Annotated in this window: 8 protein-coding genes; 6 read left to right on the top strand and 2 right to left on the bottom strand. The window is 52.7% G+C overall.

Annotated elements, in window-relative coordinates; translation table 11 throughout:
- Nucleotides 1-7 precede the first annotated feature (7 nt).
- The 5 genes from B4C79_RS01230 to B4C79_RS01210 all read left to right on the top strand — a co-directional run bounded on the left by B4C79_RS01230 (nucleotide 8) and on the right by B4C79_RS01210 (nucleotide 7,488).
- Nucleotides 8-1,936, top strand: a complete 1,929-nt coding sequence (locus B4C79_RS01230; RefSeq protein ID WP_105029362.1) for a peptidase domain-containing ABC transporter — start codon at nucleotides 8-10, stop codon at nucleotides 1,934-1,936.
- A gap of 20 nt (nucleotides 1,937-1,956) precedes the next feature.
- Nucleotides 1,957-3,294 carry an HlyD family type I secretion periplasmic adaptor subunit gene (locus B4C79_RS01225; RefSeq protein WP_291741200.1) on the top strand — a complete coding sequence of 446 codons (1,338 nt, stop codon included), beginning with the start codon at nucleotides 1,957-1,959 and terminating at the stop codon, nucleotides 3,292-3,294.
- Nucleotides 3,295-3,302: 8 nt separating this feature from the next.
- Nucleotides 3,303-4,994 (top strand): TolC family protein, encoded by a 1,692-nt coding sequence (locus tag B4C79_RS01220; protein WP_291741198.1) that lies wholly within the window; start codon nucleotides 3,303-3,305, stop codon nucleotides 4,992-4,994.
- A gap of 133 nt (nucleotides 4,995-5,127) precedes the next feature.
- Nucleotides 5,128-6,561, top strand: a complete 1,434-nt coding sequence (locus tag B4C79_RS01215; protein ID WP_291752436.1) for a hypothetical protein — start codon at nucleotides 5,128-5,130, stop codon at nucleotides 6,559-6,561.
- Between the two features lie 93 nt (nucleotides 6,562-6,654).
- On the top strand, nucleotides 6,655-7,488 hold the full coding sequence (locus B4C79_RS01210) for a hypothetical protein (protein ID WP_291742076.1): 834 nt from the start codon (nucleotides 6,655-6,657) through the stop codon (nucleotides 7,486-7,488).
- Between the two features lie 11 nt (nucleotides 7,489-7,499).
- Here the strand turns inward: B4C79_RS01210 and B4C79_RS01205 are convergent, their stop codons facing one another.
- Nucleotides 7,500-8,552 (bottom strand): ABC transporter ATP-binding protein, encoded by a 1,053-nt coding sequence (locus tag B4C79_RS01205; protein WP_291742078.1) that lies wholly within the window; start codon nucleotides 8,550-8,552, stop codon nucleotides 7,500-7,502.
- A gap of 116 nt (nucleotides 8,553-8,668) precedes the next feature.
- Between B4C79_RS01205 and B4C79_RS01200 the strand changes: the two genes are divergently transcribed.
- Nucleotides 8,669-10,291: an ABC transporter permease gene (locus B4C79_RS01200; protein ID WP_291742080.1), complete on the top strand. Its 1,623-nt coding sequence runs from the start codon at nucleotides 8,669-8,671 to the stop codon at nucleotides 10,289-10,291.
- A gap of 33 nt (nucleotides 10,292-10,324) precedes the next feature.
- Here B4C79_RS01200 and acnA read toward each other — a convergent pair whose 3' ends face one another.
- Nucleotides 10,325-13,048 carry an aconitate hydratase AcnA gene (acnA, locus tag B4C79_RS01195; RefSeq protein WP_291742082.1) on the bottom strand — a complete coding sequence of 908 codons (2,724 nt, stop codon included), beginning with the start codon at nucleotides 13,046-13,048 and terminating at the stop codon, nucleotides 10,325-10,327.
- Nucleotides 13,049-13,121: the final 73 nt, after the last annotated feature.

The following is a 13,121-nucleotide window of genomic DNA, read 5'->3' as shown; positions in this document are numbered from 1 at the left end:
ACTCGCAATGTCGGTTAAATATTTGTTCAAAGAAAGACTCGAAGCGCTCTGGAATTTCGGCTTGAAGCCGGAAAAATCGGGAGATGCCGCCGCCGATGGGAGTAATGCGGTCGACGCATCCAACTCAAAAACAGTTGAGGGGGTCATTCGCAGCGCCTTGCCTTTGCTAAAGCGTGCGGCGTTGTTGTCGATTTTCGTGAATCTGGTGGCCTTATTCCCTGCGGTATTTTCCTTGCAGGTATATGACCGGGTTATTTACCGCTCGGGCCTGAATACACTGACCGCTTTGTTGATCGGCATGGGTATTTTGCTTGCAGCAGATCTGATTTTGCGTTCGTTCCGGGCTCGAGTTCTGCGTGTGGCTGCGGTAAAAATTGACGGGCAAATCGCCAGCAAATTGATGAACAAGATTCTGTCGATCCCATTGCGACAGTTGGAGGCCCGTTCAACTGCGGCTTGGTATTCGCTGTTCAAAGATGTGGACACCGTGCGCGTGGTCTGGAGTGGCGCGGTTGCCATGACCATTCTTGATCTGCCATTTGCCATTCTGGCCATTGGATTGATCGCCACTATCGCTATGCCTGTATTGCCCGTGGTGCTGATTGGCTTGGTGTGTTTGGCCGCCTTGTCTTGGTACAGCTCGGGTGAATTCCGCAAGCGCCGAGTGGAGGAATTTTCGCGCGCTCGCCGCCGGGATGAAGTGCTGGCCGAGGTTTGCCGGGGCCGTGAAGCGATTAAAAGCTTGGTGCAGGACGATTCTGCCAAGCGGGCCTGGGTGTCAAGCTACAACTCCTGGGTTCAGGAATCATTTCAGAAAAATGGTGAAATGGAAGACCAGCGCGAGTTGTCGGTCTCCATCATGCTGTGTGTGAACGTGGCCATTACGGCTGTGGGCGCCTACGCAGTGATTAACCAATGGATGACGGTGGGCGGACTGATTGCCTCGAACATGCTGGCTGCCAAGGCGATTGGCCCGTTGGCTGCATTGACTGGTCACTGGCGCTCGATTGCACATTCCCGTGAAGCCACAGACCGCTTGAACAAAGTGTTTGCCGCAGATGAGGAGAAGCAACACACTGGTTTGAACCTGCCCATGCCTTCAGGCGCTTTGCGCCTTGAAAATGTAAGTTATCAGCACGTTGGTGCACAAAAGGAAGTGGTCAAGTCGGTTTCGGCTCAAATTGGCCCCCGTGGCATTTACGGCTTGGCAGGTGACAACGGCGCGGGCAAATCAACTTTGTTGAAATTGCTGCGTGGTCTTTATGAGCCTCAAAGCGGCCGTGTGTTGCTGGACGAATACGATTTGTCACAGTTCTCTCGGCAGGAACTTGCCAAGTGGATTGGCTTTTTGCCCCAAACATCGCAATTGTTTGAAGGCACGATTGTTGAGAACCTGCGCCGGTCCAACCCCGATGCCAGTGACGAGCAAATTTTGTTGGCTGCCAAGCGTTCTGGTGCGCATGAGTTCATTGCAAAAATGCCAGATGGCTACATGACGCAAGTGGGCGAGGGGGGTAACCGCTTGTCGGGTGGGCAACGCCGAAGGGTTGCCATTACCCAGGCGTTTTTGTCGGACGCGCCCGTGCTGTTGCTGGATGAGCCAACCAACGATTTGGATTTTGCCGCTGAAACTCACTTGATGGCTGTGTTCAAAAGCTTGGCCACGGTTAAGACCATCATCATGGTGACTCATTCGGTGCGTTTAATGTCGATTTGCGACAAGATCATTTATCTGGACAAGGCTTCAAAGTTGCACGTTGGTGCGACACCGGAAATGCTGAAATTGTTGTATGGCATTTCTGTACCGAAGCCCGTGCCAGCCGCGCCCAAAGCTGCGTCGCAAGTGACTTCCGAGGCTGCCAAGCAGACGCTGGGGGCCAATGGCGCTGAAGGACAGGCAAATACGGATGCGGGCGGCAAGGCCGCTCAAGCGTGATGAGCGAAGGTCGAGAAATCATGAAGTCGAACAATGCATTGGCCGAAGTCGGCAAAAATGATCTGAAGCCCTATGAGGTCCCCGCCCTTTACAAACCCAATGGTGGTGGGTTCGACACCAAAAGCAGGTTTGCGCTGGGTTTGATTGCGCTGTCTTTGTTCGCATCCTTGTTCATCCGCGTTGACCAGGTGGTTACTGCGCCGGGCAAGGTGATTCCATCGACCCGGGTCAAAAGTATTCAGCACCTGGAAGGCGGTATTGTTCAGGACCTGGCTGTGAAAGAGGGTGATCTGGTGAAAGAAGGGTCCATGTTGGTTCAACTGAACCTGGCCACTTCGGGCATCAACATTGAAGAATTGAAAAGCCGGCGTGCCGCATTGGAGATGAGCCGTGCGCGTTTGCTGGGCGAGGCTTCGGGCAAGGTACCAGAATATCCCGCAGAAATTATTGCAGACTATCCCGATTTGTATCGCACCGAGCAGTCCACCTACATTGCCCGCATTACTGAATTGAACGGTATTCTGGGCGTGAATGACAGCCAGATGCTGGGCAACCAGGGTAAGGTGGGCGAATTGCAAGCCAAGCTTGAAGGCTTGGAGAATCGCGCAGTGACTACCCTGCGTGAACTGGAAATTACCCGAGAACTGGTTCGCGAACGCCTTGTGTCTCAGCTTGAATATTTGACCAAGAAACGTGATTACGACAGTTTGACCGCTGAAATTGCCTCGATGCGGCAAACCATTGCATCAGCCCAGGCCACTGTTGGGCAAAGCCGTGCTCGCCGAGTGGAAGAAGATGGCAAGTTCCGCCGCAGGGCTGCGGATGAATTAACAACGCTTGAACGCCAGTTGGCCAGTTTGAAAGATGAAATTGATCGAGCCAGCGATCAGCGCGACCGTGCCGTGATTCGGTCACCCATCGATGGCGTGGTGAAAAACTTGAAGTTACAGGCCGTGGGCAACGTGGTTCGCCAGGGTGAGCCCATCATGGAAGTAGTGCCAGTCGATGAGGTGTTGGTGGTTGAAACCCGACTTTCACCCGCAGACCGCGGTTATGTAAGCATGGATCAACCTTCGGAAGTGAAGGTGTCTGCCTATGACTTTTTGCGCTATGGCACTTTGCCCGGCAAGGTGACCCAAATTGCAGCTGACACTGACCCTGGTACGGAAGAAACCGGCCCCTATTACCGCTTGATTGTGAGCACAGACAAGGCATTTTTTGGCACGCCCGATGCGCCGCTGCGCATTTCACCGGGCATGACCGCTGAAGTTGACATTAACGTGGGTTCGCAACCCTTTATTTATTATTTGTTAAAACCTGTATTGAAGCTGAAGCAAGAAGCCTTCAGAGAACCATAAAGCAACACATGACAACACAATTGGACATGACCCCAGGGGGCGTATGGGCTCGCAAAGCACTGTGTGTGCTGATTGCGGGCCTTCTTGCATTTCCCGTGGGTGCGCAAGATCTGCCCGCGAGCGACCAGCCTTCTGCCAATGTAGGCAACGACAACAACGAGTTTCGTGCCCGACGCATAGCTCCGGCAGAGGCAGCAAAAATGAGCAAGGAAGAGCTCACCAAAATTCGCTTCCTGAACATGTTGCGCACCAACCCTGAAATTGTGACTTCACGCATCAATGTGAATGCCTCGCAATTTATTGAAGATGGTGCCCGCGCTGCCTATTACCCCAGAATTACTGTGGGTGCCAATGCCAGTTCTAGTTCAACAGTGACCAACCGGCAATCGACCGACATTACGGTGACCCAGCCCCTGTACACCGCGGGTCGAATTACTGCGAGAGTAAAAGCGGCTGAAACCGATGGGACTATCGCAGATGGGCAATTTGTAAAAACAATTCAAGACGTGGTGCTCGAAGGCTTTTTGGCCAGCAGTACTTTGTCGCGCAATGCTTTGTTGGTGGAAGCCTCCCGAGCCGCAGAGGCAGCCGTCGCCCAATTGCTGGCCCTTGAGGAGCGTCGGGTTGAGTTGGGCGGAAGCGGCGTCACCGATGCACAATTTGCGAAAGCCCGTTTGGCGGTCACCCGTGACCGGCTGGTGAATTTTGAAGGACAGTTTGAAGAGGCCCGTGCCACTTACTTCCGTTACTTCGGTGTTTATCCCGAGGGCTACAACGTGCCGGAACTGGAAATTCAGCGCAACATGTTGCCCCAGCTGGTAGATGAAGCAGTCACGAAAGCGCTGTTTTCCAACCCGGAAATTCGTGTGGCTGAAAGCCAGATCGTGAAAGCGCGACACAACTACACGGCTGAGGATGCAAGCCTGTACCCGTCTTTGAACCTGGTGGGTATTCAGCAATTTTTTGGTGAACCCGACCCCTTTACTGGTGACAGAACCGACAGCTCCGTGAACCTGCGTTTGCAGTACAGCGCTTTTTCAGGCGGCGAACAGGTCGCTCGAGTGAATCAGGCGGCAGCCACGATTGATACCCGGCGTGCCCAACTGGCCGCAGCCCGATTGCGGGTCGAGGAAAGTGTCCGCTTTCAGTGGGGCAAATGGTCAGCCGGGCAGTCGCGATCGGTGACCTTGCGCGGCGCTTATGCCGATTCTTTGCAGGTATTCAAAAACCGCAAAAGGCTTCGTGATTTTGGCCGTGAAACCGTGATCGTGATGCTGGATGCCCAAGTTGAGTACTTCAACGTTTTGATTGCATACATTAACGCAGTGTTTGATGCACGGGATGCGAGTTTCCGCTTGATGCATGCCATGGGCTTGATGATGCCAACCCCCGGTGCAGAGGGCGATTGGTTTGAGTTGTTTTTCTCGAAAACTCCCGAGCGCGAGCGCCTGGAGAGTAGCTTGAAAGATACGGCCGACATTGCCAGCAGCCCGGCCGATCAAAAAATTGCGGAAAAGCTTGGCCTGGATGTTAGCCAGACCGAAGTGGAGAAGGCAGCTGGATTTGTACTGACCCCGGCGCAGCGGCTTGAGGTTGAGAAAAGCTCGGAACGCAGCCGCGTGCAGGGCAGTACGACTGAAAAAGAACTGCGGCCAACCCTGAAACCAGCGCCTGTTCTCGATACCAGGTTTTATCGGTAAAGTCTTGATTTTTGTCAGTAAAGTGCTCACACTGATCAAACAGGGGCATTTTACTGCCTTAATTCATCCATTCGCAGGGCTCGAACCCTGAGAAACTGGCATGAGTGGGGCGATTCCCAAAGGAATGACAAAAATGGGCGATGACATTCAAAACATGAAGAGCACGGCTGAAGATCGGGCTGTAGAGCGCGCTGAACAGCAACTTGCTGATCCGTCTGCTCTGAACATGCAGTTTTTGCAATCCACCCTGAACACATCCGAATTCGACGGTTTAAGCGCCAACTCCGGTTTTCCTGGCAGTGCGGCGAAAAGTCAATTGCATCAATCGAACCCATCTGGTGGCGGTTTTTCCGGATTGTCCCCCGCGTATTCAGGTGCAGGCCTTTTGGGTGCAGTGGCAGCAGCCGATTTAAGTGGTGCATCCAGTGCCATGGGCATGGCGGCTCAAGTGGCCAGCGCAGCCCCGGTTACCTTTGGTAAAACCACCGTGGGTGAGTCTGCAAGTTTGGCCGGTTTGGGCAACAAGGCTTTGTCACAGCCTACTGATCTTTCAAAGGTTTCAGATTTCACTTTGCTCAAGCCTGTCGCCAATCCCGATGGTTCATTGGTGCCGGTCTCTGCAGAGTTTGCTCAGCTTATGGCCATGCTGGAAGGTGGTGGCGGAATAAACCCCGACGATGCATTGAACAGCCTGATCGGCAGTTTGGGCCAAAACCCCAGTCCCGAGAGCCTGCAAACTGCCATCGATGCCGTACTTGATCAAATCAATTTGCTGAACACCACTTTTGAGCCTGTATTTGACAACCTGAGTGGCGATGTTCAGAACCAGTTTGCTGCGCAAAATGGTTTGCCCAGCAGTGATTTGGGTTTGAGTATTTTTGAAGACGCTGGCGAGGTTTCCACGGTACTGACCGACCTGTTGGGTACGATCAACGTAGGTGCCAACCCGCAGTTGGACAGTCTGTTGAATCTGGATTCAACGTTTGATGACATTGCTTCTTTGGTGGGCTCCTTGCCTGATCTGGATTTGTCGCCAGTGACGGACCCTGTTACCGACATTGTGGGTGGCATCACTGACGGCATTGGCGGTATCACCGACCCAGTCACAGATATCGTTGATGATGTGGTTGGAGGTATCACCGACCCAGTGGTTGATCCAATTGTGGATGTGATTACCGATGTCACAGACCCAGTGGTTGATCCAATCGTGGATGTGATTACCGATGTCACCGACCCAGTGGTTGATCCAATCGTGGATGTGATTACCGATGTCACCGACCCTGTAGTTGATCCGATTGTGGATGTGATTACCGATGTCACCGACCCTATAGTTGATCCGATTGTGGATCCGATTCTTGATCCTGTGACCGATATCACTGATCCCTTGTTGGAGCCTATTCTTGACCCCATCACCGGCGGTGGTGGCTTGCTGTCTGGTTTAAGCAGTTCTTCAGGCGAATCCGATTCAGGTTTGCTGGATTCGCTCAGCAGCGGGATTTCCTCCAGTGCAGGCTCAGAAGGTGGTGCACTGGATGGCTTGTTGGGTTCTCTGGACCAAAACAAATAAAACTCACCCCCTTTTTTGATAGGGGGGTGTTTTGAATCCAATTTGAGTGGCCTATCGTATAAAATGGTAGTACGTCACGAAAAAATTGGGTTTATGTCAAATTCCGTCATTCAATTGTCAGTGCAGACCGATCACAGCGATACCGCTGGTGGGCTGCTCGCACCCATAAGCAGGGCGACAATCGAGTTTTTTGACACTTTTGAGTCATCCTCTGGTTCATCAAATATTGCTTTTTCTTCGTTTGACGGTCTCGATTCCAAAGAATTTTCAAGTGCACCCTCTCTCGGCTTTGGTGAATTGCGGTGCATTTCTCAGGCTTGCGTCAGTGACGTCAGCGTTTTCGAGAGTTCTTCAAGCCTTGCCAGTGTTGACCCGGCATTGCTTGCCAACGCAGACACTGCAGGAATTCTGAATACCATGAATGAACAAGCCTCATTTGAAGCCTTGAACGCTGAGCTTTTGAGTGCAATGCCGCGCGTGAAGCACGCCTTGGGTGGTGAACTTAGTTACTCCGAGTTGACTCAGCTGATTGCCGATATTCAAGCCCAGGTGCTCGACCTGAATGCATTAAGTCAAGACACGTTTGGCGAGCTATCCAGTGAAGTTGGTAATGCGGTGCACGAGGTGGCTGAGTTTGATACCGATTCATTGCTGGCATCGATGCAAATTGACTCGGGCCTGTTTGCGCAGCCAGAATTGGCGGGCAACGCTCATTCGCTGGCTTTTGCAGCAACGCTGGACGGTTTGTTTACCTCTCCTGAAGCTTTCCCCTTGACGCTGGATTTCTCCAGTCCCAACAGTATTCAGGAAGCGTCCGAGCTTTTTGCCTCTGCTGGCGGTACTTCGTCAATCAGTTCTACCGCTTCCAGTTCCGATACCGACAGTGGTTTGTCTTCGGGTGCTGCTGGTTCAAGTGACCTGAGCTGATTTTGGCTTGATCAAACCCGATCGAACGTAATGACGTGGTCGAGTTCAAGTTTGATTCCGATTGGCTCGCCGATGGCATGGTTGTGATGGCTTGGTACCAAGGCCAGCACATGTACTCCACTTTCCAATTCAAGTGTGTACAGGAAATCGGCACCTCGAAACGACTTTCTCACCACCTTGGCCTGCATGGGGCTGGCGTCGTCGTGAATAATATCGTCCGGGCGAATCAGTACATCAAATTCATTGCTTGCTGGCAATTGATCCTCGGTTAGCCGCAGGTGAGCCAATTCAATTTGCAAGCCCTGCTCGGTTTTTTTGCCTGGCAGAAACACACCTTGACCAATAAAGTCGGCCACCATCCGTGAATTCGGCTGATGGTAGAGACTGTAGGATGATCCCCATTGTTGTAACTCACCCGCGTGCATCACCCCGATGCGATCGGCCATACTGAACGCCTCATGTTGATCGTGGGTGACCAAGATGGCACTCATGTTTTCGGCTTTTAAAATTTCCCGAACTTCAAAAGTGAGTCGCTCTTTCAGTTCAACGTCCAGGTTGGAAAATGGCTCGTCCAGCAAAATCAGCGTGGGTTTGGGAGCCAGTGCACGCGCCAGTGCCACCCGTTGTTGCTGGCCACCTGACAATTCGTGGGGGTACCGGTCGGCCAAGGCCTCAAGCCCGATTAGCGCCAATAATTCACCACTGCGGTTGCGTTTTTCATGTTCACTGCGTTTGTGTAAACCGAACTCAATGTTTTTTCGAACTGTGAGGTGGGGGAACAGGGCATAGTCTTGAAAAACCACCCCGACATTGCGGTTCTCAGGGCTGCGTACCTTGCCCGGTTCGCTGGCTTTTTCACCTTTCAGCAAAATATGGCCCTGTGTGGGCATGAGAAAACCTGCGATTGCACGCAACAAGGTTGTTTTGCCGCAGCCAGAGGGTCCCAGCAAACAGGCAATTTCACCCTGTGCCAACTCGAAACTAACGTTGCGAACAGCAGGTGCATTGCTGCCCGGGTACAGAATACTCAGTTCATTGATGCTTAGGGCGGGAGCTTGTTTCATTATTTTGGGGGCACCGTGGTCTGTTTACTACGCAGTTCACCTTTGCTTCGGGTGAGTTGCATGAACTTAAAGTAAAATCGTTCTCACTTCTATTTTGCCATGTCTGGGCGGTTTGTTTGTTTACTCTGGGGTTAAGAAGTCGCATTTCTGTTGCGCTGCTGGCGTTGCTGCTGTTGTTGCCGTTCGTCTATCTGTTTGGCTTGGCGGTTTTTAGCCTGGTACAAGCTCCCCAGGTGCTGGCCCATTTGGCCACCACCATTCTTCCCGATCTGGTTTGGCAAACGGTTTACCTGTGTTTTGGCGTTGTGGTGTTGACCAGTACCATGGGAGTGCTGCCAGCCTGGTGGGTTTCTGCCCATGAGTTTCCCGGGCGCAAGTGGCTTGAATGGTTGTTGTTGCTGCCCATGGCCATGCCATCGTACGTGATTGCTTACGCGTATACCGATGCACTTCAGTACTCTGGTTGGCTGGCCAGCAGCTTGCGGGAAATTCTGGGCAGCGATTTCCGCATTCCGGAAATTCGCTCCACCTCGGGCGCAATTCTTGTGCTCAGCTTTGTGTTGTACCCCTATGTTTACATCATGGCGAGAACTGCATTTTTGGGGCGTAGCCCTTCCATGCTGGATGCGGCACGTTCTTTGGGGCACAGCGCCACCAGCGCCTTCCTCAAGGTGGGTTTGCCTGTCGCTCGCCCCGCGTGGGTGGTAGGGCTTACTTTGGTACTCATGGAAACCCTGGCGGAGTATGGCGCCTTGTCTTACTTTGGTGTGCGCACCTTCACGACTGCAATATTCAACACCTGGCTGAACCTGGGCGACAGGGAAAGTGCAGCTTTGTTGGCTGTCATGTTGCTGGTGGTCATGCTGGCCTTGATTGTTTTTGAATCCAAGGCGCGTGGGCGAGCCCAGTTTTATACGCAGTCGGGCAAGGGCAGTACCATTGAAAGAAAACGTTTGAAGGGTGCACAGGCGGCGTGGGTGATGTTTTTGTCAGCCATGCCGTTTGTGTTGGGATTTGTGCTGCCGGTGCTGATTTTATTGGTGCTGGTAGTTGATGTAGACACCTCGATTAATTGGGCACGCAGTTTTCAGTGGGCCTACCATTCAGCCCTCTTGGGTGGCATGGCCGCCCTTGTTGCGGTGGTTCTCGCGGTTTTTCTGGCCTATGTAAAACGACAGGCGCATGTGTGGTGGGTTACCGCAATTTATCGGTTGATTTCGCTGGGCTATGGTGTACCAGGTGCAATTTTGGCCATCGCTATTTTGCTGCCATTGGCCACGGTTGATCGTTTCACTTATGACATGGGCTGGCAGGTGCCGGCGTTAACCGGCAGTGTGCTGGCCTTGGTGTATGCCTACAATGTGCGCTTCACTTCAGCAGCTTTGCAGTCCGTAGACTCGGGTTTACAGCAAATTACGCGACACATTGACGAATCGGCCCGAATTTTGGGCCGCTCACCACGGCAAGTTCTGTGGCATGTTCATTTGCCGGTGCTGAAGGGCTCTGTGGCCACCGGCATGTTGTTGGTGATTGTGGATGTGATCAAGGAATTGCCAGCTACTCTGGTGTTGAGGCCTTTCGATTTTGACACCCTGGCGGTTGTCTCTTATCAGTTTGCTTCAGACGAACGATTGACCGAGGCGGCAGTGCCAGCACTGATGATTGTTATGATTGCCCTGGTGCCGATTTTGTTGCTGATTCGTCAGGGCGCGAAGCAGGCGAGAAGCGGCAAGCAATAACGCCAGCAGCCAGCACGCCACGCAATGCGCAAACTACGCCCCTAGCAACTCTCGCAATACAAACGGCAGAATTCCCCGGTGCTTGTAATATTCAACCTCGATCGGCGTATCGATTCGGCTGAGCACTTTCACATCCTGAACTTCACCATTGGCACGCGTAATTCGCAGCACCAGTTCGGCTTGCGGTGCGGTGTCTTCAGCCAAACCGATTACATCATAGGTTTCACTGCCGTCGAGCTTCAGGTTTTGAATGGAATCACCGCCCAAAAACTGCAAAGGCAACACGCCCATGCCCACCAGGTTACTTCGGTGAATGCGTTCGTAACTTCTTGCAACCACAACCTTCACACCCAGCAACTGCGTGCCCTTTGCAGCCCAGTCACGGGATGATCCTGTGCCGTATTCTTCGCCAGCCAACACAATGGTGGGGGTGCCTTGCGCCATGTATTCCATGGCGGCGTCGTACACCGTGGTTTGTTGTCCGTCCTTGATGGTGAAGCCACCCTCAATGCGATTGCCATTGGCATCGGGAGGAATCATCAGGTTTTTCACGCGTACATTGGCAAAGGTGCCGCGAATCATCACGTCATGATTGCCGCGCCGTGACCCATAACTGTTGAAATCTTTTTGCTCGACACCATGCTGTTGTAAATATTTTCCTGCAGGTGTTGTGGGTTTGAATGAGCCCGCCGGTGAAATGTGATCCGTTGTGACTGAATCACCCAGAATCAGCAAAGGTTTTGCACCGGCAATGGTTTCCACCTTGGTGGGCTGCATGGCAAACTCATCAAAGAAGGGTGGCTTGGCAATGTAGGTGGATTGTGGCCATGGGTAAACCTGACCTTCCGGTGCGGGCACGTTGTTCCACAGGTCGTGGCCCTCTGTGAAGTTGCTGTAAAGGCGCACAAAAGTTGCTGCATCCAAGGCGGTGGGAAGCAATGCATTAACCTCTTGATTGGAAGGCCAAATGTCGCGCAGGTAAACCGGCTGCCCATCGCTTCCAGTGCCAATCGGCTCAGAGGTCATGTCCATATTGGCTTTGCCGCTGAGCGCGTAGGCAACCACAAGGGGAGGTGAAGCCAGAAAGTTGGCTTTTAAATTCGGGTGAATACGTGCTTCAAAATTACGGTTACCCGACAACACCGCGCAACCGATTACATCGTTTTTCAAAATCGTGTCGTTGATCTCGGGTAGCAAATCGCCTGCATTGCCAATGCAGGTTGTGCAGCCGTACGCGGCCACGTTGAATCCCAACTTGTCAAGGTAAGGTTGCAGGCCTGTTTTTGCCAGGTAGTCGCTCACCACGCGCGAACCGGGGCCGAGTGAAGTTTTAATGTGCGGCCGAACTTTCAGGCCTTTTTCAACTGCTTTCTTGGCCAACAAACCGGCAGCCAGCATTACCCCAGGGTTGGAGGTGTTGGTACAGCTTGTGATGGCCGCCAGCAATACATCACCATGACCAATACTGAGTTTGTCCAGCCCAGTGGGGTAGCGTGTGCTCAAGGCGGCTGCGTCTTTGCCAAAGCCGTTTGCTGCCATGGGTTCGGCAAAAAGGGTATTGAATTGTTGCTTCATGTTCTTGAGCAACACGCGGTCTTGAGGTCGCTTTGGCCCAGCCAACGATGGCTCAACCGTGTCCAGGTCGAGCGTGACCACTTCAGAATAGTCAATTGCACTTGGGGCTGGCATTCCCAGCAAGCCTTGCGCTTCAAAATACGCCTCGAACCGGTCTGCTTCAGCGGCAGTTCGACCTGTCTTGCGCATGAACTCAACAGTCTTTGAGTCTGGTGGGAAGAAACCCATGGTAGCGCCATATTCAGGCGCCATATTGGCCAGTGTAGCGCGGTCCGTCACTGACAAACTTGCTGCACCGGGTCCGTAGAATTCAACGAATTTGCCCACCACTTTTTTCTTGCGCAGCAGCTCTGTAATCGCCAACACAAGGTCGGTTGCGGTAATGCCTTCTCGCAGTGCGTTGGTCAGTTCAACGCCCACCACATCGGGTGTCAAAAAGTACACAGGCTGCCCCAGCATCCCAGCCTCGGCTTCAATACCCCCAACACCCCAGCCTACAACGCCCACGCCGTTGATCATGGTGGTGTGGCTGTCTGTACCCACCAACGTATCAGGGTAGTACACCGTGTTGTCATTTTCCTCACCCGCTTTAACAGCACTGCGGATGCCGCGGAACAGGTATTCCAGGTTGACCTGGTGAACAATGCCAATGCCCGGTGGCACCACCTTGAAAGTGTCAAAGGCCTGCATGCCCCATTTCATGAATTGGTAGCGTTCACCGTTGCGCTCAAACTCAATTTCCATGTTTTTGCGCAGTGAATCGGCTGTGCCAAAGTAGTCAATCATCACAGAATGGTCAACCACCAAATCCACTGGCACAAGCGGTTCAATTTTCTTGGGATTTTGGCCCATGTCCCTTGCCACATTGCGCATGGCAGCCAAGTCGGCTAGAAGGGGCACGCCGGTGAAATCCTGCAGCACCACACGCGCCACGATGAACGGAATTTCATCGGTTCGTTTGGCTTGAGCTTGCCAACATGCCAGTTGCTGAATGTGTTCTTCTGAAACCTTTTTTCCATCGCAATTGCGCAGCACCGATTCAAGCACAATGCGAATCGATACTGGCAAGCGGTGCAGGTTGGGAAAGCCCAGTTCAGCCAGTTTGGGCAGACTGTAAAACTGGCCTTTCTGACCAGTTTTAGAAGTGAAGGTGCTCAGTGTTGAATGCTTCAGGGTTGACATACCTGTTTCTCCCTTACGTGTAGGGTGCCGAAAAATGTCGGCACCGTATTACAAAATCAAGCGATATGTTTGA

The organism is Limnobacter sp. UBA7229 (genome assembly GCF_002473065.1).
GTDB lineage: Bacteria > Pseudomonadota > Gammaproteobacteria > Burkholderiales > Burkholderiaceae_B > Limnobacter > Limnobacter profundi.
The sequence above is the reverse complement of the archived record's forward strand: the minus strand, read 5'-3'. Positions and strand labels throughout refer to the sequence as shown.